This window comes from Cupriavidus sp. BIC8F (genome assembly GCF_032465815.1).
Lineage (GTDB): Bacteria > Pseudomonadota > Gammaproteobacteria > Burkholderiales > Burkholderiaceae > Cupriavidus > Cupriavidus necator.
In genome coordinates, this window is the sequence record NZ_CP136095.1 from 1,864,947 (window position 1) to 1,890,627 (window position 25,681).

Below are 25,681 nucleotides of genomic sequence, written 5' to 3' on the forward strand. Positions count from 1 at the left end.
TTTTCCCGCTTGACGCTGTGTCTGCGAAGCCATACATTGGCCACGCAGATCTAGATAAGAGACCATCTGTAAGATGGTCTCTTCGCGCCTTGCAGTCGCTGCGGCCTCTTACAGAACAAATAAGAGGAAACCGCCGTGCAACGCTCTGCCATCAAAATTCGTGGCATCGATGATGTCATTGCCTACATAGATTCCTGCCCAGGCATTCGCGGCAGGGCCGGTGTCATCTGGTGGCTCGCACTCGGCGGGCTATTCCTTGATGCGTTTTCCAATTCTGCACTGAGCGCCGGCCTCGGGCCGATGACGCGCAACCTTCAACTCGCGCCCGCAAAGGTCGCCCTGTTGACCTCGTTCGCCTCCTGGGTGGCCATTGCCTTCAACCCTATCGGCGGCTGGATGGCCGACCGCTGGGGCCGCGTCCGCCCGCTGATTCTCGCCAAGGTCCTGGCTGTGGCCGGCGCATTGCTGGTGGTGTTTGCCCCCGGCTTCGAGGTGATCCTGGCCGGGCGCTTCTTTGTCGGCGCGGCCTACGGCATCGACTTTGCCATCGCCATGGCGGTGCTGGCGGAGTTCACGCCGGTGAAGCTCAAGAGTCGGCTGAACACGTGGCAAGGCATGTGGTACACGGCCGTCTGCTCTAACCTGTTGCTGGCACTGCTGTTCTACTCCTGGGACGTTGGCGACACGATCTGGCGCTACTCGGTGGCAGCCACCGCGGTCTTCGGCGTGATCATCCTGCTGCTGCAGGGCCTGTTCCTGGTGGAAAGCCCGATCTGGCTGGCGCGCAAGGAATTGCTCGATGCCGCCGCACACGCCATGACGCGCATCTACGGACGTGAATTCGTTGCCGCCCCGCCCGCGGAACGCATCCCCGTCCTCAACCAGGCGCGCCGCGGCCTGGCCAACGTGCTGCTGATCTTCCGCGGCGTCTACCTGCCGCGCACCATCCTGGCGGCCACCGTGCAGATCGGGCAGTCGATCCAGTACTTCGCAATCGGCTGGTACCTGCCGCTGATCAGTGCGGCCCTGTTCGGCAAAGACTTCGTCTACGCGACGATCGGCGCGCTGGTTTTCAACGTCTGCGGCATCTTTGGCGGCTTCCTCTCGCCCCTGATAGGCCGCAAGCTGGGCCTGCGCCGCGCCTCGGCGTTCGGCTTTGCGGCGGTATTCGCCATGCTGCTGATCCTGGGCCTGTTCAACGGCAAGATGCCGATGTGGATGGCAGTGGTCGTTCCGTCGCTGTTCATCCTGTTCCACTCGGGCGGCCCCGGCGCAAATGGCAAGAGCCTGTCGTCACTGTCTTTCCGCAGCGAACTGCGCGCGGGCGCCAACGGCATCATCGGCGCGCTCGGTGCCATCGGCGCTGCACTGGGCCTGCTGGTCTTCCCGCTGTTCCGCGCACAGTATGGGCTGGAGGCCACCTTCCTGATTCTCTCAGTGGTCCCGCTGCTGGCCAGCATCATCTGCTTTGCGATCCGCTGGGACCCGACCCGCACCACCATCAACCCCGACAATGAAGCCGATGCCCCGCAGTTCAAGGGCGATGTGCCGGACGCTCCGGGCTTCATGAATCCCGCGATTGAGAAGGCCCGCCCATGACCCAGCGCAGAAATGTCATCCTTGCGATCGATGAAGGCACCTCAGGCACGCGGGCAGCGGTGGTGGCCGCCGACGGCCATGTCATGTGCCTCGAGTACACCACACTTGAGGTCCGTTCCCCCTGCCCTGGCGTAGTCGAGCAGGACGCCGACGTCCTGCTCGACAAGACCGTGGCGGTTTGCCGCGCCACCCTGGCGCAGGCTGCTCGCGAAGACCTGACCGTCACCGCCCTTGCCATCGCCACCCAGCGCGCCACCGCGGTACTGTGGGACACGCAGACCGGGCGTGCCCTGGTACCCGCCATGGTGTGGCAGGACACGCGGTACGCGGCCGATCTGGACCAGCTCGCGCCAATCTGGGATGCGACCCTGCGCGAGACGGTCGGCCGCCCCACCGGTGTACGCTCGCCTTACCTCTGGGCAGCGCGGCACCTGCGCGACACGCCGGCTGTGGCTGACGCCTTCCGTGCGCGCCGGCTCGCCTTTGGCACCATCGACAGCTGGCTGCTCTGGCACCTGTCGACGACACGCGCGTGCATCACCACGCCGACCAACGCCACCTCCTGCAACGCCTACGTGCTGACCGGGCATCACTACCAGCTCGACTGGATCGACGCGCTTGGCTTTCCGCGTGAACTGCTGCCCGAACTGCGCCAGGATGCGGACGACTTCGGCCGCACCCGGCCGGACGTGCTGGGTATTGACGTGCCGATCCTGGCTTGTGCCGGGGACCAGCTCGCCGGCGCAATCGGCCTGGGATGCCTCGATGCCGGCCAGGCGATGTGCCTGCATGGCACCGGCAGCTTCGTCGACCTGGTAGTAGGCCCGAACCTTCCCCCACGCAGCGGCAAGTCGGACAGCACCCTGACCATGACCGCGCGCCGGCAGCTGGGCGTGTCGCATTTCTCCGTCGAAACCTTTGTCGCCACCACTGGCTCCGCGCTCAACTGGGTCTGCGACAAGCTCGGCTGGTTCGAGAACGCCCGGCAAATCAGTGCGCTGGCCAGCACGGTTGCGTCGTCACGGGGCGTGACTTTTGTTCCCGCGCTGACTGGCCTGCGCGTCCCACGCATGCAGCCCGAGGCGCGCGCGGCGCTGACCGGCATCTCGATGGCAACGACGCAGGCCGAGATGGCCTTTGCCATCCTCGAAGGCATTGCGCATTCGGTGACCTCATGCATCGAGGCAAACCGGGAGATCGCGGGCGTGCCGGTGTCGGAGCTCGTGGTCGGCGGCGGCTTGTCTGGCAGCGATGCACTGCTGCAGATGCAGGCGGATCTCAGCGGAATTTCCATCCACCGCATGAAGGAGACCGACCGCGCCAGCCTGCGCGGCATCGCTTACCTTGCCGGCTCGTCCGGCCTGCTTTGGGATTCCATGCAGCAGGCCCGGGCCACCACGACCCCGGACGCGGTATTCGAACCGGCGATCAGCGCGGATGAACGTGCCCAGCGGCGCGCGCGCTGGAATGCGCGGGTGGCATCCGAGCTCAACCATGCGGACGCGCTTGCGGTCCACTAATCAGGAGCAACAACAGACATGGTGATTTTTCCATCCCGCAGCGCTAATCGCGAGCGCGCCGCCATGACCAGCACGGAGCCGTTGCGGCTGGTGCGCCGGGACCTGCTTGACCGCCTGGAGACGGATTCGTTCGACATCCTGGTGGTCGGCGGCGGCGTGACGGGCGCCTACGCCGCGCTGGATGCCAGCTTGCGCGGCTATCGCGTGGCGCTGGTTGAAAAGTGCGACTTCGCCGCGGGGACCTCGTCCAAGTCATCAAAGATGGTGCACGGCGGCCTGCGCTATATCGAGCAGGGCAATCTCGGCCTGGTGCGCCATTCACTGCTGGAGCGCCAGCGCCTGCGCCGCAACGCGCGCCATCTGGTGCAACGGCTGCCGTTCCTGTTCCCGGTGATGGAGCGCAACGGCGTGTTCGACAAGCGCCTGGCCAAGGCCTTCGAAAGCCTGCTCTGGACCTACGACCTCGCCGGTGGCTGGCGCGAGGGAATCCTGCACCAGAAGCTGACCAAGGCCGAGGTGTTGTCCCACTGCCCGACCTTCAATGAGGAACATCTGACCGGCGGCTACCTGTACTTCGATGCGCGCGTCGATGATGCCCGGCTGACGCTGAACATCGCGCGCACGGCAGCATTCCATGGCGCGGCCGTGGTCAACCACGCGACCGTCGCCGAGATCACCCGCGACGGACACGGCAAGGTGGATGGTGCCATTGTCCACGCCGGCGAGCGCGAGATCCGCGTGCGCGCAGGCGTGGTCATCATGGCAACCGGTGTCTGGCTGCGCGACTGGACCGGCCGCAGGAAGGGCGAGGCCAGGACCCTGCACATTCGCCCCGCCAAGGGCGTCCACGTTGCCATCCCGTGGCTGAAGATCCGCAATGACTGCACGGTGACGATCCCGGTGCCCGGGCGCAGCCGCCGGGCAACCATCACGCGGTGGGGCAATGTGTCCTACCTTGGCACCACCGACGAAGACTATGAGGGTGACCTCGACAATGTCATGTGCACCCGGCAGGAACTCGACTTCCTGCTGGAGGGCGCGCGCTCGGCACTAAAGACCGATCTGACGCCGGAAGACGTGGTGGGCAGCATCGCGGGGTGCCGCCCACTGGTGGCGCCGCCCGGCGGCAAGACCCTGGAAATCAAGCGCAATCACGAGATTCATACCGCGGACGACGGCCTGGTGACCATCGTCGGCGGCAAGCTCACGACCTCGCGGCACATGGCCGAGCAAACCATCGATGCCGCGCAGAAGGTCATCGGCAAGCGCAGCAAGTGCCTGACCAAATCGGCCTATCTGCTCGGGGCGGCTGGCTATGACGCGCAGGCTATCGTCGCATCCGGCGGCATGTCCGCGCACCTGGGCGAGCGCTACGGCACAGAGGCGCGCTTTGTCAGCGACATGCTGCAGGCGGACGCCACCCTGGCCAGGCCGATCGTCGAAGGCCTGCCGTATACCGAAGCCGAAACCGTCTATGCCGTGCGCCATGAACTGGCCGGTACGGTCGACGACGTCTTGTCACGACGCATCCGCGCCCGCCTGATGGCGCGCGATGCCTCGGCCCGCGCCGCGGCGCGGGTGGGCCAGATCCTCCAGGCCGAACTCGGATTGTCCGAGGCGGCCGTGGCGCGGCAAGTCAGCGAATACCTGGCCGCCGTCGCCCTCGAAAAATCCGTCCTCATGGGAGACTCAGCATGATCAGCAAGGAAGCCATCAAGCGCGGCTACAACCGCGGCAACTACGTCGTCGGCGCCCACACGCCGCCGGGCTATGCGGCGAACATCCACGGCACCCCGGATGCGCCGGGCCTGCAACGCGACAGCATTTCCGTCTGCGCGGCCGATGTCGCGGCCCTGCGCAAGGTGGCCGACGAGGTCCTGACCGATACCGCCGATGTCGTGGCGTGGACCCGCGACTGGTGGGCCGGATCGATGATCTCGGAGACCGCTGGCAAGCCCGCCACGCCACGCGGAGTCATCGTACGCGCTTCCACCGTGGAACAGGTGCAGGCAGTCATGCGCATTGCCAGCGCCAGTGCCATTCCGGTCACCGTATCGGCCGGCCGCAGCAACGTGACGGGCGCCGCCCTGCCCGTGCGCGGCGGAATCGTGCTGGACGTGTGCTGCCTGAACAGGCTTGTCGGGTTCGACCAGGACAGCCAGATCGTCGACGTGGAGGCTGGCATGTTCGGCGACATCTTCGAGGAGACCGTGCAGAAGGAATTCGGCATGACGATGGGCCACTGGCCATCGTCGTACGCGATCAGCACGGTCGGCGGATGGGTAGCCTGCCGCGGCGCCGGTCAGTTGTCCACGCGCTATGGCAAGATCGAAGACATGGTGTTCGGCATGGACGTGGTGCTGGCCAACGGCAGCCTGGTCACCGTGGGCGGCTACTCGCGCGCGGCATTGGGCCCGGATCTGCAGCAACTGTTCATCGGATCCGAGGGCATGCTGGGCGTGATCGTGCGCGTGCGCCTCAAGCTGCACCGCCTGCCCGACTACGGGCGTGCCATCGCCTACGGCTTCAAGACCTTTGCCATTGGCCTGGAGGCCTGCCGCGAGATCATGCAGCGCGGGGCCAACCCGGCGGCGCTGCGACTCTATGACGAACTGGAGAGCGGAGTGCAGTTCGGACTGCCTGACACCAACGTCCTGCTGGTTGCCGATGAGGGTGCGCGCGAGATGGTCGATGCGGTGATGACGATCAGCGAACGCGTGTGCCAGGAACGTGGTGACAAGCTGGACAGCGAGTCCATTTTCGAGCGCTGGCTCGACACGCGCTACCTGACCGGCAAGAGCGCCGAGGGCTTCAAGCGCAGCCCCGGCTTTGTCGCCGACACGCTCGAAATGTCGGGACCGTGGCGCGACCTGGCTGCCATCTACGCGGACGTGGTCAAGGCCATCAATGCCGTGCCGGGCACCCTCGCCGGCTCCGCGCACCAGTCGCACGCCTATGTGGACGGCGCCTGCCTGTACTTCTCGCTGCGCGGCGAGGTCGCGGTGGAACACCGCCAGAAGTGGTATCGCCAGGCATGGGATGCTGCCAATGCGGTGCTGATCCAATACAATGCGGCACTGAGCCACCACCACGGCATCGGACTGCTGCGCGCGCCATACATGGCCTCGTCGCTGGACACGGCGTTCCCGCTGCTGGCGGCAGTCAAGCAGGCACTTGACCCGCAGAATATCCTGAACCCAGGCAAGCTGGGTCTCAGTGACGTGCTCACCAACGAACCGAAGTAACCAGCATGGACAGGTCCCTCGGTGCGCGCCTGACGCGACACCCCGTCATCGGCACACTCTACGGTGTTGACCAGATCGACGCCATCTTTGAAAGCGTGGCCGAGGTCTGCATTGTCGCCAACGTGGAGTTGCGCAAGCTGCAGCCCGTCATCGCCACGCTGGCCGGCGCTGGCAAGTACGTCATCGTCAATATCGACAGCTGCGAAGGCTTGTCGCAGGACAAGGGCGGGGTGGAGTACCTGGCCGACATCGGGGTGACCAGCCTGGTTTCCACGCGCGTGGCAACGATCCAGCGGGCCAACCGCGCGGGCATGGTGACGATGCAGAAGGTATTTGTGACTGACCGCTCCACCTGGCCGCGCAGCGTCAAGGCGCTCGAACAGAGCGACCCGAACCTGGTGCAGCTGATGCCGGCGCCGATGCTGTCGCACCTGCCCGAAGCGGACCGCAAGGCGCTGCCGCCGATCGTGACATCAGGCTTTGTCTGCAATCGGGATGATATCCGCAGCGCGCTCGCACATGGCGCCGTGGCCGTCTCCACCAGCGACCGCAAGCTCTGGAATCTGGAAGCGAGAGCGCTGAAGGCGTAAGAGTCCCGCCCAGGCAGTTTCGCTGACCGATGATCGGCCAAAACTGGCCTGCTGCCGCAGGAAGATCGTATAGTCATGTCCTCGGACCTGGCTTGTCCCCGCGCCGCGCCGGCCTGCGCCGCGCAGCCTGCAAGCCACCCCCCACATTCCTGATCCCGGAGGACTCCCCCATGAAAACCAAAGCCGCCATCGCCTGGAAAGCCGGCGCCCCGCTGACCATTGAAGACGTGGACCTGGACGGCCCGCGCGCCGGGGAAGTGCTGGTGGAAGTCAAGGCCACCGGCATCTGCCATACCGACTACTACACGCTGTCCGGCGCGGATCCGGAAGGCATCTTCCCCGCAATCCTGGGCCATGAAGGCGCGGGCATCGTCACCGACGTTGGCCCGGGCGTGACCTCGCTCAAGCCCGGCGACCACGTGATTCCCCTGTACACGCCGGAATGCCGCCAGTGCAAGTTCTGCCTGTCGCGCAAGACCAACCTGTGCCAGGCGATCCGCGCCACCCAGGGCAAGGGCCTGATGCCGGACGGCACCTCGCGCTTTTCCATCGACGGCAAGCCGATCTTCCATTACATGGGCACCTCGACCTTTGCCAACCACATCGTGGTGCCGGAGATCGCGCTGGCCAAGATCCGCCCGGATGCGCCGTTCGACAAGGTCTGCTACATCGGCTGCGGCGTCACCACCGGCGTGGGCGCGGTGCTGTTCACCGCCAAGGTGGAAGCCGGCGCCAATGTGGTGGTGTTTGGCCTGGGCGGCATTGGCCTGAACGTGATCCAGGCGGCCAAGATGGTAGGCGCCGACAAGATCATCGGCGTGGACCTGAACCCTGGCCGCGAAGCGATGGCGCGCAAGTTCGGCATGACGCATTTCATCAACCCGAAGGACGTGGAGAACGTGGTCGACCACATCATCCAGCTGACCGACGGCGGTGCCGACTACTCGTTCGAATGCATCGGCAACACGCAGGTCATGCGCCAGGCGCTGGAGTGCTGCCACAAGGGCTGGGGCAAGTCGATCATCATCGGCGTGGCCGAGGCCGGCGCTGAGATCTCGACGCGACCGTTCCAGCTGGTGACCGGGCGCGAGTGGAAGGGCTCGGCCTTTGGCGGCGCGCGCGGGCGCACCGATGTGCCCAGGATCGTCGACTGGTACATGGAAGGCAAGCTCAATATCGACGACCTGATCACGCACACGCTGCCGTTGGAGCGCATCAACGAGGGCTTCGACCTGATGAAGCGCGGCGAGTCGATCCGCTCCGTGGTGCTGTACTGAGGACGGCGCCGACATGGAACTGATCTCGCAACACGGCTGCCACGGCGGCGTGCAGCGCTTCTATCGCCATGACTCGGCGGCGATCGGGCTGCCGATGCGTTTCTCGGTCTACCTGCCGCCGCAGGCCCAGGCAGGCGGCAAGGTGCCGGTGCTGTTCTACCTGGCCGGCCTGACCTGCACCGAGGAAACCTTCATGATCAAGGCTGGTGCGCAGCGCTTCGCCGCCGAGCACGGCCTGATGCTGGTGGCGCCCGATACCAGCCCGCGCGGCGCGGGCCTGCCGGGCGAGGCCGATGCCTGGGACTTCGGCGTGGGTGCCGGGTTCTATGTCGATGCCACCGAGGCGCCGTGGCAGGAGTACTGGCGCATGGAAAGCTATGTGGCCGACGAGCTGTTCGGGCTGGTCACCACTGCGTTGCCGGGCGATGCCAGCCGCGTCGGCATTTTCGGGCATTCCATGGGCGGGCACGGCGCGCTGGTGCTGGCACAGCGCCATCCGCAACGCTTCCGCTCGGTGTCGGCGTTCGCGCCGATCGCCGCGCCGTCACGCTGCCCGTGGGGGGAGAAGGCTTTCACCGGCTACCTGGGCAGCGACCGCGCCGCGTGGGCCGAATATGACGCCAGCGAGCTGATGGCACGCCAGCAGGGCGCGCCCTTCCCGGCCGGCATCCTGGTCGACCAGGGACTGGACGACCAGTTCCTGCAAAGCCAGCTGCATCCGGAGGCATTCGCGGCGGCCTGCCAGTCCGTCGGCCAGCCGCTGACGCTGCGCCGGCATAGCGGCTACGACCACGGCTACTACTTCATCACCAGCTTTATCGCCGACCACATCCGCCACCACGCGGCGCAGCTGTAGACGCACCGCATCAACCTTCCGCCACCCGGCGGTAAGCCCCCGGGCGCGATCCGGTCCAGCGCCGGAACGCCCGGTGGAACGCGCCCGGCTCGGCAAAGCCGAGCTCGGCCGCGATATCCGCCACCGGGCGGCCGGAATGGCTGAGCGCCTCGATGGCAAGATCGCGCCGCAGCGCATCCTTCAGGTCCTGGTAGCTGACGCCCTCCTCCATCAGCCGGCGCCGCAGCGATGATGCGGACAGGTTCAGGCTGATCGCCAGGTCTTCAAAGGTGGGCCATTGATCCGGACGCTGGTTGCGCAGCAGCCTGCGCACGCGCGCGCCCACGCTGGCGCGGTCGGAATACTTCACCACCACGTTGTGCGGCGCATCGCGCAGGAAGGCCTTCAGGCTGCGCTCGTCCTGGCGCACCGGCTGCTCCAGCAGTGCCGCGTCGAAGACCAGCGCCGTGGCCGGCTGCCCGAACGCCAGCTGGCGCGAATACATGACGCGGTATTCCGCACTGTATGGCGGCTCGTCGTAGTCGAAGGCGGCCAGCCGCACCGGCACGCGCCGCCGCAGCAGCCAGCTCATCAGGCCATGCAGCATGATCAGCATGGTTTCCTTGGCAAACACGCCGGGCTGCCGCCCCAGGTGCGCGCAGGGCGCGGTCAGCACCAGCGCGGCCTCGTCGCTGTGGCGCTCCAGCCGCACGCCGATATCGTCCAGCAGCAGCCGGAAGTACCGCGTGATGCGCTCCAGCCCCTGCGCAAGCGTGCGGCTGCCGGCCACCGCGTGGCACAGCATGGCAAAGCTGCCGCATTTCATGCTGCGCGAATCCTGCCCGAAGAATTCATCATCCAGCACCGCCGCCACGGCCAGCCACAGCTCGCTGTAGCTGGCGGACGAGACGCGCGCCTGCGGCACCGCCAGCAGCGCCGGCGCAATGCCGGCGCCGCGCAGCACCGGATCGGGGTCGATGCCGCGTGCGCGCAGCCCCGCAATGGCGTGGTGGACGAAACAGATGGCGACACTGCCTTTTTCCATGGCGCTGGCGGGTGGCAAACGAGTTCACAAAGATTGGCGGATTTTGGCATAGGAGCCCGCCCCTGGCGTTCCTACACTGCCCGCAGGTCAAACGCCAAGCGCGCATTCTGCCTGACTTGCAGCGCGGCTCCAAACGCCCACCCTTATCTGCCATGCACAGCGACTACACCGAAGAGCAAACCATGATCCGCGACAGCGCGCGCGCCTTTGCCAGCGAACGGCTGGCCCTGGGCGCCGCGCAATGGGACCGCGACGGCCGCCTGCCCGATGAAGTCGTCGCCGAGATGGGCGCGCTGGGGCTACTGGGCATGATCGTGCCCGAGGAATGGGGCGGCACCTATACCGACTACGTCGCCTATGCGCTGGCCATCGAAGAAATCGCCGCCGGCTGCGCCGCCTGCGCCACCATGATGAGCGTGCACAACTCGGTCGGCTGCGGGCCGGTCCTGCACTATGGCACCGATGCGCAGAAAGAACGCTACCTGGCGCGTCTGGCCAGCGGCGAGCTGATCGGCGCGTTCTGCCTGACCGAGCCGCAGGCCGGCTCCGAGGCGCACAACCTGCGCACGCGCGCCCGCTTCACCGATAACGGCTGGGTGCTCAACGGCAGCAAGCAGTTCGTCACCAACGGCCAGCGCGCCGGTGTGGCGGTGGTGTTCGCCTCGACCGAGCCCGAGCGCGGCAAGAAAGGCATCTCGGCCTTCCTGGTCCCCACAAACACCCCCGGCTTTATCGTCCACGCCCCGGAGAAGAAGCTCGGCATCCGCGCCTCCGACACCTGCGCGATCACGCTGGAAGACTGCACCGTACCCCACGACGCACTGCTGGGCGAGCCCGGCGAGGGCCTGCGCATCGCGCTGTCCAACCTGGAAGGCGGGCGCATCGGCATCGCCGCGCAGGCAATCGGCATTGCGCGCTCGGCCTTCGAGGCCGCATGCCGCTATGCATCGGAACGCATCCAGTTCGGCCGCACCCTGCGCGAACACCCGCCCATCGCCAACATGCTGGCCGACATGGCCACCGAACTGAACGCCGCGCGCCTGCTGGTGCACCGCGCCGCGCGCATGCGCAGCGAAGGCGTGCCGTGCCTGTCCGAAGCCTCGCAGGCCAAGCTGTATGCGTCGGAGCTGGCCGAGCGCGTGTGCTCAAAGGCGCTGCAGATCCACGGCGGCTACGGCTACCTCGAAGACTACCCGGTCGAGCGCCACTACCGCGACGCCCGCATCACCCAGATCTACGAAGGCACCAGCGAGATCCAGCGCATGCTGATCGCGCGCAGCCTGTAGTCCCGCCATCCCTTGCCAACAGAACCAGACCTTCCGGAGACAACCATGAGTGCCGTGCCCAAGACCGACAATGCCGTGCCGACCGTGCCGCTGCTGATCAACGGCGAATGGGTGGATTCGTCCGCCACCGAATTCCGCAACGTGGTCAATCCCGCCACGCAGGAGGTGCTGGCACGCGTGCCGCTGGCCACCGCAAGCGAGGTCGCCGCCGCCGTGGGCGCCGCGCACCGCGCCTTTGCCACGTGGCGCCATACGCCCATCGGCGCGCGGCTGCGCGTCATGCTGCGCTTCCAGGCACTGATCCGCGAGCACAGCAAGCGTATCGCCGCCATCCTGACCGCCGAGCAGGGCAAGACCCTGGCCGATGCCGAAGGCGACATCTTCCGCGGGCTGGAGGTGGTGGAGCACGCCTGTTCGATCGGCACCCTGCAGCAAGGCGGTTTTGCCGAGAACGTGGCCGCCACCGTCGACACCTACACGCTGCAGCAGCCGATCGGCGTCTGCGCGGGTATCACGCCGTTCAACTTCCCGGCGATGATCCCGCTGTGGATGTTCCCGATGGCGATCGTGTGCGGCAATACCTTCGTGCTCAAGCCGTCGGAGCAGGACCCGCTGTCCACCGTGGAACTGGTCAAGCTGGCGCTGGAAGCCGGCGTGCCGCCGGGCGTGCTGAACGTGGTGCACGGCGCCAAGGACGTGGTCGATGCGCTGTGCACGCACCCGGACATCAAGGCTGTGTCGTTCGTGGGCTCGACCGCCGTTGGCACCCACGTCTACAACCTGGCCGGCGCCCACGGCAAGCGTGTGCAGTCGATGATGGGCGCGAAGAACCATGCGGTGGTACCGCCCGATGCGCACAAGGAGCAGACGCTGAACGCGCTGGCCGGTGCCGGCTTCGGCGCGGCCGGCCAGCGTTGCATGGCCACCTCGGTGGTGGTGCTGGTGGGAGCGGCACGCGACTGGGTGCCCGACCTGGTCGAACGCGCCAAGACCCTGAAAGTCGGCGCCGGCGCGGAAGCAGGCACCGATGTCGGCCCCGTGGTATCGGTGGCGGCAAAGGAACGGGTCCTCGGCCTCATCGCAGCCGGCGAGCGCGAAGGCGCGACGCTGGTGCTGGATGGCCGCGGCGTGGAGGTGCCGGGCTATCCGCAGGGCAACTTCATCGGCCCGACCATCTTTACCGATGTCCGCACCGACATGTCGATCTACACCGAGGAGATCTTCGGGCCGGTGCTGGTGGTGATCGGCGTCGATACGCTGGACGAGGCCATCGCCCTGGTCAACCGCAATCCGTTCGGCAACGGCACCGGCGTGTTCACGCAGAGCGGCGCCGCGGCGCGCAAGTTCCAGAGCGAGATCGACGTGGGCCAGGTCGGCATCAACATCCCCATTCCGGTGCCGGTGCCCTACTTCAGCTTCACCGGATCGCGTGGTTCCAAGCTGGGCGACCTGGGGCCGTATGGCAAGCAGGTGGTGCAGTTCTATACGCAGACCAAGACGGTGACGGCGCGGTGGTTTGATGACGCGACGGTGAATGATGGGGTGAACACCACCATCAGCCTGAAGTAAGGCAGGGTGTCGAGCGCACCCGCTGCCTTGCTCCCCTCTCCCGCTCGCGGGAGAGGGGCTGGGGGAGAGGGCCGGCGCTGGCAGCACCTCACCCTACGCAAACCACCGGCACGCGATCGCGAGCAGCCTGAAGCAACCCAGCAGCAATAGACACTCCCGCCCTCTCCCCCGCCCCTCTCCCGCAAGCGGGAGAGGGGAGAAAACAAGCGGGATTCGAGATTCATCATCGAAGGAGACCCCATGCATATCGCCTTCATCGGCCTGGGCAACATGGGCGCGCCCATGGCGCGCAACCTGCTCAAGGCCGGCCATTCGCTGACCGTATTCGACCTCAACGCCGCGGCGGTGGCGTCGCTGTGCGCCGAGGGCGCCGCCACCGCGGATTCCGCCCGCAAGGCGGTGACCGAAGCGGACTTTGTCATCACCATGCTGCCCGCCGCCGCCCATGTGCGCAGCGCCTACCTGGGCCCGGAAGGCGTGCTGGCCGGCGTGCGCCCGGGCGTTCCGCTGGTGGACTCCAGCACCATCGACCCCGCCACCGTGCGCGAACTGGCCGCTGCCGCCGAGGCGCACGGCAATGCGCTGGCCGACGCACCGGTCTCCGGCGGCACTGTTGGCGCGCAGGCCGGCACGCTGACCTTCATGGTCGGCGCCTCCGAAGCGCTGTTCGCCCAGGTGCGCCCGGTGCTGGCCGGCATGGGGCGCAACCTGGTCCACTGCGGCGGCACCGGCACCGGCCAGGTCGCCAAGATCTGCAACAACCTGATTCTCGGCATCTCCATGATCGGCGTATCCGAGGCGATGGCGCTGGGCGTCAAGCTCGGCATCGACGCCAACGTGCTGGCCGGCATCGTCAATACCTCCACCGGCCGCTGCTGGGCCTCGGATACCTGCAACCCCTGGCCGGGCGTGATCGAGACCGCGCCGGCCGGGCGCGGCTATACCGGCGGCTTTGGCGCCGACCTGATGCTCAAGGACCTGGGCCTGGCCACCGACGCCGCGCGCAGCGTGAAGCAGCCGCTGTTCCTGGGCGCGCTGGCGCAGCAGGTGTACCAGGCCGTGAGCCATGCCGGCGATGGCCAGCTCGACTTCTCCGGCGTGATCCGCCAATACCTGTCCGCAGCCGACAAGGAGGGCAAGCAATGATCGAGTTTGCCCTGCAAGGCCACGTCGCCACGCTGACGCTGAGCCGCCCGCCCGCCAACGCCTTCACCGCCGAAGGCCTGCAGCAGCTGCGCGAGCTGGTGGCCAGGATCGACGCCAACCCTGAAGTACGCGCCGTGGTCATCACCGGTGCCGGCGAGAAGTTCTTCAGCGCCGGCGCCGACCTGAACGGCTTTGCCGAGGGCGACCGCGCCCATGCCCGCGTGATGGCGCAGCAGTTCGGCAGCGCCTTCGAGGCCCTGCAGAACGCGCGGCCCGTGGTGATCGCCGCGATCAACGGCTATGCCATGGGCGGCGGCCTGGAATGCGCCCTGGCCTGCGATATCCGCATCGCCGAGGAACACGCGCAGATGGCCCTGCCTGAAGCCGCCGTCGGCCTGCTGCCATGCGGCTGCGGCACGCAGACGCTGCCGTGGCTGGTGGGCGAAGGCTGGGCCAAGCGCATGATCCTGACCAACGAGCGCGTGGATGCCGCCACGGCGTTGCGCATCGGGCTGGTGGAAGAAGTCGTGCCGCGCGGCCAGGCCTTCGCCACCGCGCTGGCGATGGCTGAGCGCGCCTGCAACGTCAGTCCCCGCGCCGCCGCGCACAGCAAGCGGCTGGTACACCTGGCGCGCCAGGGCGTGCCGCGCCAGGCCGCGCTGGCGCTGGAGCGCGAGCGCTTTGTCGACCTGTTCGACGATGCCGACCAGCGCGAGGGGGTCAACGCCTTCCTCGAGAAACGAACGCCGCAATGGCGCAACGCCTAGGAGCCCGCCATGCGCCTGACTGAAGAGACCAAGGCCGCCAACCTGGATGCCGCCGAGCCGGAGGTGCTGTTCCAGGTCGTCAACGGTGTCGGCATTGCCACGCTGAACCGGCCGCGCCAGCTCAATGCCCTGTCGTACCCGATGATCGTCGCGCTCGGTGCGCAGATGGAAGCCTGGGCGCAGGATGACGCCGTCCGCGCAGTGGTGCTGCGTGGCGCCGGCCCCAAGGCCTTCTGCGCCGGCGGCGACATCCGCGCGCTGACCGACAGCTACCGCGACGGCACCCCGCTGCACCGCCGCTTCTTCATCGACGAATACACGCTGGACTATCGCCTGCACCGCTATCCCAAGCCGCTGGTGGCGCTGATGGACGGCATTGTCATGGGCGGCGGCATGGGCCTGGCGCAAGCCGCGCACCTGCGCCTCGTCACCGAACGCTCGCGCGTGGCCATGCCCGAAACCGGCATCGGCCTGGTGCCGGACGTGGGCGCCAGCCATTTCCTGTCGAAGCTGCCGGTGCAGCTGGCCCTGTACCTGGGGCTGACCGGCGTCACCATCGGCGCGGCTGATGCGCTGCTGTGCGGACTCGCCGATGCCGCGGTGGACAGCGCCACGCTGGGCGGGCTGGAGCAAACGCTTGCCGGCATCGCCTGGGGCCATGACACGCTGGCAGACCTGCGCCATGCGCTGGTGCGCGAGCACGTGGCCAGCGCCGCCGACGCGCCGCTGCTGCAAGTGCTGCCGGCACTGCTGCAGCATTTCCCGGCGCACGCGACACTGCCCGAAATCCTGGCCGGCCTGGCTTGCCAGGACGACCCGGCCTACGCCGCATGGGCCAGCCGCACCATCGATGTACTGCGCACCCGTTCGCCGCTATCCGCCTGCGCCACGCGCGAGTTGCTGCTGCGCGCGCGCCGCATGGACCTGGCCGACTGCTTCCGCATGGAGCTGGCGGTGGTGGTCAACACCTTCACGCAAGGCGATTTCATCGAGGGCGTGCGCGCGCTGATCGTCGACAAGGACAATGCCCCGCACTGGCGTGCCACCAGCTATGACGGGGTGGATAACGCCGCCGTCCAGGCGCTGTTCCGGCCGTGGTGGGCGCCGGGCGAGCAACCGCTGCCCCTGGGCCCGCGCGGCTGAGCGGATGCGCTGCCGTGAGCCTCGACGCCCTGCTGGCGCGCAGCCCCTGGGCCGCGGCACTGACCCCGGCGCAACGCCAGCGTGTGCGCGCCGAGCTGCGTGAACGCACGGTGCCGCAAGGCGCCTATGTCATCCGCAAGGGCGACCGGGCCGACAGCTGGCTAGGCATCGCCGAGGGCCTGGTCAAGGTGCATTGCGCATCGCCCTCCGGCAAGCGCGCGACGCTGACCGGCGTGCCGGCCGGCGGCTGGCTCGGCGAAGGCTCCCTCCTCAAGCGCGAGGCGCTGCGCTATGACGTGGTGGCGCTGCGCGATTCCCGCATCGCCTGCATGCCGGGGGCCACCTTCCGCTGGCTGCAGGAGACCAGCCTGCCCTTCAACCGCTATCTGCTCGACCAGCTCAATGAACGGCTCGGCCTGTTCATCGCGACCGTCGAGCATGAACGGCTGCACGGCATCGAGGGCCGCGTGGCGCGGGCGCTGGCTACGTTATTCCATCCGGTGCTATGCCCTGGCCTGGGCCCGGCGCTGCATCTGACACAGGAAGAAGTCGGCCTGCTGGCGGGGATCTCGCGCCAGCGAGCCAATGCGGCGCTCAAGGTGCTGGAGAGCGAAGGCTTGCTGGCGGTCGAGCACGGCGCGGTGCATGTGCTCGACCTGGAGGCACTGCGCCGCTACTGAGGCGGCGCCCGTTCATGCCTGCGCCGCCGACGGCGGCTTGACCAGGCCGTCCGCCCGGAACATCGCCTTGATGCCGCGCACCGCCTGCCGGATGCGCGATTCGTTTTCGATCAGGGCAAAGCGCACGTATTCATCGCCATAGTCGCCAAAACCGATGCCCGGCGACACCGATACCTTGGCCTTGGCCAGCAGCTGCTTGGAGAATTCCAGCGAGCCCAGCGCGCGGTACGGCTCGGGAATCCGCGCCCAGATATACATCGACGCCTTCGGAATCTCCACTGGCCAGCCCGCCTCGATCAGCCCGCGCGCCAGCACATCACGGCGAGACTGGTACTGCGCGGCGATCTCGCTCACGCATTTCTGGTCGCCCTCCAGCGCGGCGATGGCCGCGATCTGCAGCGGCGTGAAGGTGCCGTAGTCATGATAGCTCTTGATGCGCGTCAGTGCCGCCACCAGGTCCGGGTTGCCCACCATGAAGCCCACGCGCCAGCCCGCCATGTTGTAGCTCTTGGACAGCGTGAAGAACTCCACCGCGATGTCCTTGGCGCCCGGCACCTGCATGATCGATGGCGCCTTCCAGCCATCGAAGACGATGTCGGCATAGGCCAGGTCGTGCACCACGAAGATATCGTGCTTGCGTGCCAGCGCAATGACGCGCTCGAAGAAGTCCAGCTCCACGCATTGCGCGGTGGGGTTGGACGGAAAGCCCAGCACGATCATCTTCGGCTTGGGATAGCTGCCGCGGATGGCGCGCTCCAGCTCGGCAAAGAAGTCGATGCCCGGCACCAGCGGCACCGAGCGGATATCCGCGCCGGCAATGACCGCGCCGTAGATATGGATGGGGTAGCTGGGATCAGGCACCAGCACCGTGTCGCCGCGGTCCAGCGTGGCCAGCATCAGGTGCGCCAGGCCTTCCTTGGACCCGATCGTGACGATGGCCTCGGTATCCGGGTCGATCTCGACGTCATAGCGTTCGCGGTACCAGTGCGCGATCGCGCGGCGCAGCCGCGGGATGCCCTTGGAAGCCGAGTATCCGTGCGTATCGGGCCGCTGCGCCGCTTCCGTGAGCTTGGCCACGATATGCGCCGGCGTGGCGCCATCGGGGTTGCCCATGCTCATGTCGATGATGTCCTCGCCACGGCGGCGGGCGGCCATCTTCAGCTCGGCGGTGATATTGAAAACGTACGGGGGAAGGCGATCGATGCGCGCAAAGCGGCGCTTGCCGGAGGCGGCAGTCATGTAGAGTTCCTTTACGTAAGCGCCCGGAACCGTCCGAGCGACGTCGGCAGCCGTTGTCTCGGCTGCCGGAGACTCATGTTAGCGGGGATGCGGCGAATGCACAACGGCCGCGTGAGGCCGCGCGCAAAAGATCAAAGCAGCTTGCCGCCCGGCGGACGCGTCGGCCGGTCCGCCGGCAGGTTGCGCACGATGCAGTCCAGCGCGCGCGAATCGGACTTGCCGCCAAGCGCCGCGCTGACCGAATCGCGATACTGCGCCGGCGAGATGCGCTGGTAGTAGAGCCGCGAGGTCTGGTCCAGCCAGTAGACATAGTTGTCGTCGTCCCTGCTGCCACTGGCGCGCAGCCAGTCGCTGATATTGCTGGAGCCAACGATCATGTTGGGGCAAGCGGTCTGCAGCGAATCGAGATAGGCATTGAAGCCCTTGGCCTGGATATTGCGCACGGAGTCCGGCGCACAGGCCGCCAGCAACGCTGCGCAGGCGGAGGCCAGCGCGAAACGCCGGCTGATCGTGAAGCGGCGAAAGATGGGCGAAGGCTGCACGGCAGGGTCTCCCTGGCGGATGGCGATGGCGCTATCTTACCGGCACCCTGCCCCGCTTCAGTCGTCCAGCGTCTCATGCACGGCAGAATCGCCGCGCTTCCAGTACGCCGACGCGCGGATGCGGCGCTTGTCGATGCCGCGTTCGCTGACCAGGTACTGGCGCACCGCTTTCATCGCTGCGGCTTCACCAGCGGCCCACACGTAGCCCTCGCCGCGCGGCAGCGTGAGCTTGCGTAGCGCCCCTTCCAGCAGGCTGCCTTCCAGGGCATCGCCACGATGCAGCCAATGCACATCGCATTGCGCCTGCGTCGGCAGCGAAATCTGCGCCGCGGCATTGCCCACTTCCACCACCACGATGGCGCGCGTATCGGCCCCAAGCTCTTCCAGGCGCCGGGCGATCGCCGGCAGCGCGGTATCGTCGCCGATCAGCAGGTGCCAGTCGAACGCCGTGGGCACCACGAACGAGCCGCGCGGCCCGCCCACGCCGAGGTACTGGCCCGGCTGCGCATGGGCCGCCCAGGTCGACGCGGGACCATCGCCATGCAGCACGAACTCAATATCCAGCTCCTGCTTCGCTGCGTCGTAGCGGCGCGGCGTGTAGTCGCGCGCGGCCGGCCGCGGCTGGCCTTCGGGGACGGTGATGCCGTCCGGGGTGACCTGCGGCAACACCGGCTTGTCTGCGCCGTCCACCGGGAAGAAGACCTTGACGTGGTCGTCGAACGACGCCGAGACAAAGTCCTGCAGATCAGCGCCGCCCAGCGTGACGCGCAGCAGCTGCGGTGACACTTGCGTGGTGCGCACCACTTGCAGCAGGCGCATCTTAAGAGGGTGGCGCACGCGCTGCACAGCCAGGTCGCGTGCGAAGTCTTGGTTGTTTTCACTCATGTTGGAATTCCTTGGATTCAAACCCGGCGTCTGCCGGGTCAGGTTGCCGATGGCCGCGGCCAGCGTCAGTGCCACGTGTCAGGCCTTGCGGACCGCTTCGATCTCGGCCGCCGCGCGCAGCAGGATCTCTGCGATGCGGCGCTGCTCGTCGGCGCCCGCATCGCTGCGCAGCGCAATGGCACGCTTGATCGCGGCACGGGCCTGCATCAGCTCGGGCAGCCAGCCGCCCTGCTCCGGCTCGGGCTGCGGCTCGCCGCTCATGGCGCGCCGCATCCATTCCACCTTGCGCGCCACGTGGCGCAGCTTGGCAATCATCACCTCGACCCGCTCGCGGTTGGCCGCCAGGTGGGCCTTGCCGGTCTCGGACAGCTGGTAGCGCTTCTTGTTGCCCTCCGTATCGACGGTGGCGTAGCCGACTTCTTCCAGGTAAGTCAGGGCCGGATAGACCACGCCGGGACTGGGCTTGTAGAAGCCGTTGGTACGGGTCTCGATCGCCTTGATCAGTTCGTAGCCATGGCTCGGCTTCTCCTCGAGCATGGCGAGCAGCAGCAACTGCAGGTCATCGGCGCTGAACTTGCGGCCCCGGCGCCAGCCTTCGCCGTCGAAGCTGCCGGGACCATCGGGGCCGCCCGGGCCGAAGCCGTCGTCATGGCCGCCGCCCCAGAAGCCGCCGCCGTGGCGACCCATGGCGTGGTGGGCGAAGTGATTCTCAAAGTGCGGCACAAGGCTCATCAACAGGTGACGGCCGCGGCCTGAGAAGCCAAAAGGGTGGGAATGATGGCGCATGACTACCCTCCGATATGTCGTAAAACATATCTTACGATATATATCGTACGAGCCAATGTCAAGCACAGCCAAGCTTCCGTCAGCCGGTACGTGCCCTGCCGCACCAAGCCGACTTGTAGAGCGGCTCCCCGCTTTCCAACATTCATTTAACGCCAGCCTCGAAAAACAAGGCGAGAACAAGGCACAAAAAAAGCGAACCGGGAACGAGAGCAAGAGCGCGACAACAAGCGCCAAAAGAAGCATCAAACCGGTCCGCCAGAAGCCGCAACAACCGAGCTGGCACACCGGGGAACCACATGAACGCCATCAAACAGCGAAGGCTCGCGGCGGCCTGGATCGGTGCCATGATGCTGGGAACGTGGCATGCGGCGCACAGCGCCATGGAAGATGCGCTGCTCAGCGCCGAGCCGGTAGGCCCGGCACCGCAAGGCTATATGGCGGAAGGCGCCTATGACTTCAGCGGTCACTACCAGGGTGGCCATCTCAGGGCAGGCTACAAGTTCTCGCCTTCCTGGTCGCTGGAAGCAGGATACTGGGGCCGGCATATGAGTCACGGGCAGGACTCCGCGGACGTCGACAGCTGGCTGGCTGGCGTGAGCTATGGCCTGCTCACCAGCCCCGATGCGGGCCGCAAGCTCACACTGCGGCTGTCCGCCTGGGGCAACTATGCCGGCAGCCTGAGCAGGAGCGGATCCAGCAACGGCAAAAAGCTTGGGGACTTCACCGTCGCGCATCCGAACGACACGCAAGTGCAGGCAGACCTCATCTACACCGGGCAGCCATGGACCAACCACTTCCTGACGGGTTTTGTCAGCGCAGGCTATAGCTGGGTGCGAGCCGGCGATATACAGGGCACGTGGCAACAGGGCGCATGCCAGTACAACATCAGGGTCAGCGCGGACAACATGGCCATCGGCACGCTCGCAGCGCCATGCCGGATGGGACGCGCCACCATCACCAGTGCCAGCGTCCGCGTCAACGCGACCCAGTTCGGCCTGGACGCGGGAGACGGCTTTCATGACAGCAGCGCCTTCGTCGGCGCCGGAGGCTCATGGCGGTGGCGGTTTGGCCCGATAGGCCTTCTGGCCGGCTACCATGCCCAGTACTTCCTTCGCGAACTAGACCAGCGCTACTCGTCCTATGGTGCACCGAAGGCCCAATTTAATCAGACGATTGCACTGCAGGCTTCCTATGCGGTCAACCGCTACATTGACGTGTTCGTACGCGGGGAAGGCTCGCAGAACAGCCTCTTCGGCTATGTGCCGATGCTCTACAACCCGGTCATGGCAAGGGGGCTGGGCCGATCAAATGGGCTGGTATCGATCGGGCTGCGTATCAACGGCTTCTAGAAATGGCCCCGCCAGGCCAGTTGCCCGCGGGACCGGGTAGCCCGACAGCCGCGGCACCACACCGCGGCCCGCGCAACATCAGTCACGCTGCAGTGCCTGGCGATGCAGCAAGGCCAGCTCGCTCAACACCTGCGTCTCATGCGCCAGCCTGCCCGCAAGGGAAAGCAGGCTCTCCCTGGTCTCCTGGCTCAGACCGCCCAGGTCCTCGCCCGAGGCGCCATAGTCGCTGGCCATCAACAGCAGGCCATAGAGCTCGGCTGCGCGTTCTGCCGCAAGGCTCAGCGGATTTTCGCCCGGGCTGTGGGCAGTCACGAGCATGTCAGCACCATTGTGTTCCGCTGTGATGCCGTGATGGCTATGGCTATACATGGCGCACCTCCGCATGCGTGGCTCGCACGCGCTGATGCATTGTGCAGATACTGGAGATTGCCAATCGCCCAATATGGGCAAGCAAAGACTGAAGCATGGAAATGCCCCCTTTTTCATACAGGTTCAGTCCCGCTCCCCGGGTGCAAATCGGGGTGGGCGGGCGCAAGGCAGGGTTAGCGGACCGGGGAACAGGAGCCGGCGAGCCCGGGGGCTCCCCTGCCAGGGCCCGCCCGTGGAAGGGCGTGCGCAGGCACGGCGGCCGCCAGAAGGCGGTCGTTTGGCGTGCTCACTCGGGCCGCTAAACCCGGTCGCTACGATGGCAGCGACGTGCCTAGTATGGCGAGGGACAAGACCTGCTGGTATGGGCAAATTCGCAAAAGCGGCCGTAGGCAGCGCAGTATCGCGGCGTTTGTCAGCAACACCGCCCTGCCGACCCCGTTGCCCGACCGGGTTCACGAGTTGCCAACTATTGGCAAATCGTCAGCACGCCACGGGCGCGGGGCCCGTGCGCTACGTCATTGCACGCGGCCGTAGTTGTCCTCAAAGCGAACGATGTCGTCTTCGCCCAGATAAGTACCGGATTGCACCTCGATAAGTTCAAGCGGAATCTTGCCCGGATTCTCGAGACGGTGGGTTACGCCCAGCGGAATGTAGGTCGACTGGTTCTCTGACAGCAGCAAGACCTGGTCGCCATTGAAGACGCGTGCGGTGCCGCGCACGACGATCCAGTGCTCAGCGCGGTGATGGTGCATCTGCAGGCTCAGCGATGAGCCTGGCTTTACGACGATACGCTTGACCTGGAAGCGGTCGCCCTGGTCAATGCCCTCGTAAGAACCCCACGGGCGGAACACTTTGCGGTGAGTAACCGATTCATGGCGGCCGGACTCGTTCAGCTGCTCGACGATCTTCTTCACATCCTGCGCGCGGTCGCGGTGCGCCACCAGCACGGCGTCCGCGGTTTCTACAACCACCAGGTTCTCAACGCCGACCAGCGCGACCATGCGGTGCTCGGCACGCACATAGCTGTTGCTGACGTCCTCAGTCAGCACATCACCCAGCAGCGCATTGCCCTGCTCGTCCGAAGCCTCAATTTCCGCCAGCGCCGTCCACGAGCCAATGTCATTCCAACCCAGGCCGGCTGCGGCCACCACTGCGGCTTGCTCGGTCTTCTCCATCACGGCGTAGTCAATGGAGATGCTCGGGCAGGCGGCAAAGGCTTGCGCATCGAGACGGATGAAATCTGCATCGCGCGTGGAGGCTTGCAAGGCCAATTCGGCCTGCTTCAGGATTTCCGGCTCGTGGCGGCCGAGCTCCTCAAGGTAGGTGGCCGCCTTGAGCATGAACATGCCGCTGTTCCAGTAATAGTTACCTTCCTTGAGGAAACCTTGCGCCGTGGCGCTGTCCGGCTTCTCGACAAAACGGTCCACCAGATATGCGCCATCACTGCCCAGACCTGCGCCGCTGCGAATGTAGCCGTAGCCTGTGTGTGGCTCCGTGGGCTCGATACCGAAGGTCACCAGATAGTTATCGCGCGCGATGGCTGCTGCGTCATTCGCCAGCTTGGCGAACATAGCCTCATTGGCGATGACATGATCCGATGGCAACACCATCAGCAATGCATCGTCAGACTGCTGGCGGGCCAGCAACGCTGCCACGGCTACCGCCGGTGCTGTATTGCGGCCCATTGGCTCCAGGACGATCGAGGATGGCGTGATGTCAACGCTGCGCAGTTGCTCGGCCACGAGGAAGCGCTGTTCGGCGTTGGTAATGACGATAGGCGATGCCACATTGCGTACGCCATTGAGGCGCAAAGCCGTCTGCTGGACCAGCGTATTCTCACCAGTCAGTTTCAGGTATTGCTTAGGGTACCCGCCGCGCGACATTGGCCAAAGGCGGGTACCATTGCCGCCGCAGAGAATTACGGGGTGAATGTTCATGACAACTCCCGAAGAGAGAAATAATTGTTATTGATTTGAATTCAATGCATCTAGGCAATAGCACCGCGCTGGCGTTGCCAAGCCCATACTCCATACTTCACAGCATTCCGACTCCAGCGCCAGATCTTCCGAGGCCAACGCATCGGGTCCTTCGCAATACGAACCAGTGGTCGGCTAGCAGTTTTACCCAGCAAATTCACCACGGCCTCGGGTGTCGTGAACATCTGCATGCGCCAATCCCAATACACCGGATAGCGAAGCAAAGTCCCTGCCACCAACATATCCAGTGTCAGACTGCGTTCGCGCCAAGGCTGTTCAAGCTCATCGGTCGTCAGTCCCCAACCTGCATAAAACGGCAAGCCGTATGTGAACACCCGTTTTCCCCGCAATAGGGCATCGAAACCTGCCAGCGACGACAGCACGTGGACTTCATCGGCCCGATCTATCAACGACAGTACGTCAGCGTCAGCATCCACAACATCGGCAAGCCGTTGGGCGTGGACCAAGCCGTTTCGGTTGCCCGACAGGACATCGGGGTGAGGCTTGTAGACGATGAAAGCATCGGGATTGCGCTGGCGCACGGTTGCCAGCAGCGCCTCAGCAGTGCTGATGGCACCGGTGCCGAAACGAATGGAGGCGTCATCGGCTACCTGGCCCGCCACCAAAAGCACCCGCCGATTTGCCGGCACACGCCAGCGCGGCACGCAGCGTCCGAGGTTGTACTTGGTCACGCCGAGCCGGCATGCCAGTACGCGCAGCGCCGCCGCGCGCTTCAGTTCGGCCTCGTCGAAGCAAGCCTGATTCAGGATATGTGTCAGTTCGCTCGGGCGTCGGGCATCGAAATACAGGCCATGCCGGTCCAGCACCTGACTTTGCGGCGCATTCATGTCTGAGCCCAGTCCGTCGGAATGGAAGAATCCATCTTCCATGCGCAAGACCGGTGTGCCGACGGGAATGTCCTCCGCACTCTTCCCGCCCCATACCACAACCCGCTCACCAGGCATGATCTGTTCGGGCGCATCTGTCCAGCGCAACTGACCGCCGCCCGCACCAAGGAAAGGCGTTGCAAATGGCCGCTTCCATATCTGGAAGCGTAGGCCTGCCAACTGGCCGCAATCCGCAAAGCGTCCACGCACAGCGCGCTGTAGTTCGATGCAGTCAAGCAAGCGCTGCAACGTACCGACATCTTGAGTTTCCGGGTCCAGATAGTGTGCGAGCCGCAAATAGACCACTTCAAATAGTGCAGCGAGTGTGGGCCGCGCGCGACGCTCCGGCATAGGCAAGTCGTCAACTGTTAGCCCCCAACCCGCATAGAAGGGGCGACCAAATACCCGCACCGGCACCCCGGCCAGCAAAGCTTGCATGCCTTCCGGGGCGCTGACGGTATAGATACGATCAATTTGTGACAGCGCGGCGAAAAGGCTGAATCCCGGCGAAACGTAACTGGCGTCCCTGGGCAAGTGACGGACACGGGCGAGTTCGCCCGCCGCGCCACTCTCGGCAGGCCATATCCAAAATTCTGCGTTGGGATCGTCGTTACGCGCCGCTGCGACCATACGCATGAAGGCGAGACGTGTTGTCTTGTTGCCTCGCGGCTGATCAATTAGCATGATCCGTGTGCTGCGGGGAGGCTGAAGCAACTCCGGGGGGCAGGCAGGTATAGCATCGCGCGAGATTTCCGCGCGTGCGGCCACGAGGCGCGCTATCAGCCCTGGCAGGTCCGGAGATGTGCCAAGGCCCTCGTCCGTATCGATAAGCGCCTGAATGGCCCGGCACATTGAGCCACGTACGCTGCCAGGGTCGGGGAGCACGAACCAAGAGAGCATCGGCACGCTCCTCCGGCGTGTCGACCATACAGGGCCAGAAAACAGG

The 25,681-nt window shown here is 66.0% G+C and carries 22 protein-coding genes; 14 read left to right on the forward strand and 8 right to left on the reverse strand.

Annotated elements, in window-relative coordinates:
* Positions 1-135: 135 nt before the first annotated feature.
* The 7 genes from RS901_RS28625 to fghA all read left to right on the forward strand — a co-directional run bounded on the left by RS901_RS28625 (position 136) and on the right by fghA (position 9,087).
* Positions 136-1,599, forward strand: coding sequence for an MFS transporter (locus RS901_RS28625; RefSeq protein ID WP_316153880.1), 1,464 nt, complete (start codon positions 136-138; stop codon positions 1,597-1,599).
* Positions 1,596-3,119: an FGGY family carbohydrate kinase gene (locus RS901_RS28630; RefSeq protein ID WP_316153881.1), complete on the forward strand. Its 1,524-nt coding sequence runs from the start codon at positions 1,596-1,598 to the stop codon at positions 3,117-3,119. Before RS901_RS28625 ends, RS901_RS28630 begins: the two co-directional genes overlap by 4 nt.
* Before the next feature lie 18 nt (positions 3,120-3,137).
* A complete protein-coding gene (locus RS901_RS28635; protein ID WP_316153882.1) occupies positions 3,138-4,817 on the forward strand; it encodes a glycerol-3-phosphate dehydrogenase/oxidase in 1,680 nt (559 codons plus the stop codon).
* Positions 4,814-6,364 (forward strand): FAD-binding oxidoreductase, encoded by a 1,551-nt coding sequence (locus RS901_RS28640; RefSeq protein ID WP_316153883.1) that lies wholly within the window; start codon positions 4,814-4,816, stop codon positions 6,362-6,364. Before RS901_RS28635 ends, RS901_RS28640 begins: the two co-directional genes overlap by 4 nt.
* A 5-nt stretch (positions 6,365-6,369) precedes the next feature.
* Positions 6,370-6,954, forward strand: a complete 585-nt coding sequence (locus RS901_RS28645) for a glycerol-3-phosphate responsive antiterminator (RefSeq protein ID WP_316153884.1) — start codon at positions 6,370-6,372, stop codon at positions 6,952-6,954.
* Between the two features lie 170 nt (positions 6,955-7,124).
* Entirely contained in the window at positions 7,125-8,231 is a 1,107-nt protein-coding gene (locus RS901_RS28650) for an S-(hydroxymethyl)glutathione dehydrogenase/class III alcohol dehydrogenase (RefSeq protein WP_010814124.1), read from the forward strand.
* Between the two features lie 13 nt (positions 8,232-8,244).
* On the forward strand, positions 8,245-9,087 hold the full coding sequence (gene fghA / locus RS901_RS28655) for an S-formylglutathione hydrolase (RefSeq protein ID WP_316153886.1): 843 nt from the start codon (positions 8,245-8,247) through the stop codon (positions 9,085-9,087).
* Positions 9,088-9,097: 10 nt separating this feature from the next.
* On the opposite strand, the gene RS901_RS28660 is transcribed toward fghA, so the two are convergent.
* Positions 9,098-10,111, reverse strand: coding sequence for an AraC family transcriptional regulator (locus tag RS901_RS28660; protein ID WP_316153887.1), 1,014 nt, complete (start codon positions 10,109-10,111; stop codon positions 9,098-9,100).
* Positions 10,112-10,263: 152 nt separating this feature from the next.
* On the opposite strand from RS901_RS28660, the gene RS901_RS28665 reads away from it, so the two are divergent.
* From RS901_RS28665 to RS901_RS28690, 6 genes are all read left to right on the forward strand, one after another.
* Positions 10,264-11,397, forward strand: a complete 1,134-nt coding sequence (locus RS901_RS28665; protein WP_316153888.1) for an acyl-CoA dehydrogenase family protein — start codon at positions 10,264-10,266, stop codon at positions 11,395-11,397.
* Positions 11,398-11,442: 45 nt separating this feature from the next.
* Positions 11,443-12,966, forward strand: coding sequence for a CoA-acylating methylmalonate-semialdehyde dehydrogenase (locus RS901_RS28670; RefSeq protein WP_316153889.1), 1,524 nt, complete (start codon positions 11,443-11,445; stop codon positions 12,964-12,966).
* Positions 12,967-13,206: 240 nt separating this feature from the next.
* Complete coding sequence (gene mmsB / locus RS901_RS28675; RefSeq protein ID WP_316153890.1) at positions 13,207-14,112, forward strand: 3-hydroxyisobutyrate dehydrogenase; 906 nt, start codon at positions 13,207-13,209, stop codon at positions 14,110-14,112.
* Entirely contained in the window at positions 14,109-14,879 is a 771-nt protein-coding gene (locus RS901_RS28680; protein WP_316153891.1) for an enoyl-CoA hydratase, read from the forward strand. The genes mmsB and RS901_RS28680 overlap by 4 nt, the downstream gene beginning before the upstream one ends.
* Before the next feature lie 9 nt (positions 14,880-14,888).
* Complete coding sequence (locus RS901_RS28685; RefSeq protein WP_316153892.1) at positions 14,889-16,022, forward strand: enoyl-CoA hydratase/isomerase family protein; 1,134 nt, start codon at positions 14,889-14,891, stop codon at positions 16,020-16,022.
* 14 nt (positions 16,023-16,036) lie between these two features.
* The gene (locus RS901_RS28690) at positions 16,037-16,702 is read left to right on the forward strand and encodes a Crp/Fnr family transcriptional regulator (RefSeq protein ID WP_316153893.1); all 666 of its coding nucleotides are present in this window, start codon (positions 16,037-16,039) and stop codon (positions 16,700-16,702) included.
* Between the two features lie 12 nt (positions 16,703-16,714).
* Here RS901_RS28690 and alaC read toward each other — a convergent pair whose 3' ends face one another.
* The 4 genes from alaC to RS901_RS28710 form a co-directional block, all read right to left on the reverse strand.
* A complete protein-coding gene (alaC, locus tag RS901_RS28695) occupies positions 16,715-17,941 on the reverse strand; it encodes an alanine transaminase (RefSeq protein WP_316153894.1) in 1,227 nt (408 codons plus the stop codon).
* Between the two features lie 131 nt (positions 17,942-18,072).
* The gene (locus RS901_RS28700) at positions 18,073-18,483 is read right to left on the reverse strand and encodes a hypothetical protein (RefSeq protein ID WP_316153895.1); all 411 of its coding nucleotides are present in this window, start codon (positions 18,481-18,483) and stop codon (positions 18,073-18,075) included.
* Positions 18,484-18,540: 57 nt separating this feature from the next.
* Complete coding sequence (locus RS901_RS28705; protein WP_316153896.1) at positions 18,541-19,368, reverse strand: siderophore-interacting protein; 828 nt, start codon at positions 19,366-19,368, stop codon at positions 18,541-18,543.
* Positions 19,369-19,446: 78 nt separating this feature from the next.
* Positions 19,447-20,154, reverse strand: coding sequence for a PadR family transcriptional regulator (locus RS901_RS28710; protein ID WP_316153897.1), 708 nt, complete (start codon positions 20,152-20,154; stop codon positions 19,447-19,449).
* Between the two features lie 296 nt (positions 20,155-20,450).
* Here RS901_RS28710 and RS901_RS28715 point away from each other — a divergent pair, with 296 nt between their 5' ends.
* Positions 20,451-21,503 carry a hypothetical protein gene (locus RS901_RS28715; protein WP_316153898.1) on the forward strand — a complete coding sequence of 351 codons (1,053 nt, stop codon included), beginning with the start codon at positions 20,451-20,453 and terminating at the stop codon, positions 21,501-21,503.
* 78 nt (positions 21,504-21,581) lie between these two features.
* Here RS901_RS28715 and RS901_RS28720 read toward each other — a convergent pair whose 3' ends face one another.
* The 3 genes from RS901_RS28720 to RS901_RS28730 form a co-directional block, all read right to left on the reverse strand.
* Positions 21,582-21,821 carry a hypothetical protein gene (locus RS901_RS28720; protein WP_316153899.1) on the reverse strand — a complete coding sequence of 80 codons (240 nt, stop codon included), beginning with the start codon at positions 21,819-21,821 and terminating at the stop codon, positions 21,582-21,584.
* A 566-nt stretch (positions 21,822-22,387) separates the two neighbouring features.
* Positions 22,388-23,809, reverse strand: coding sequence for a mannose-1-phosphate guanylyltransferase/mannose-6-phosphate isomerase (locus tag RS901_RS28725; protein WP_316153900.1), 1,422 nt, complete (start codon positions 23,807-23,809; stop codon positions 22,388-22,390).
* Between the two features lie 50 nt (positions 23,810-23,859).
* On the reverse strand, positions 23,860-25,419 hold the full coding sequence (locus tag RS901_RS28730) for a capsular biosynthesis protein (RefSeq protein WP_316153901.1): 1,560 nt from the start codon (positions 25,417-25,419) through the stop codon (positions 23,860-23,862).
* Positions 25,420-25,681: the final 262 nt, after the last annotated feature.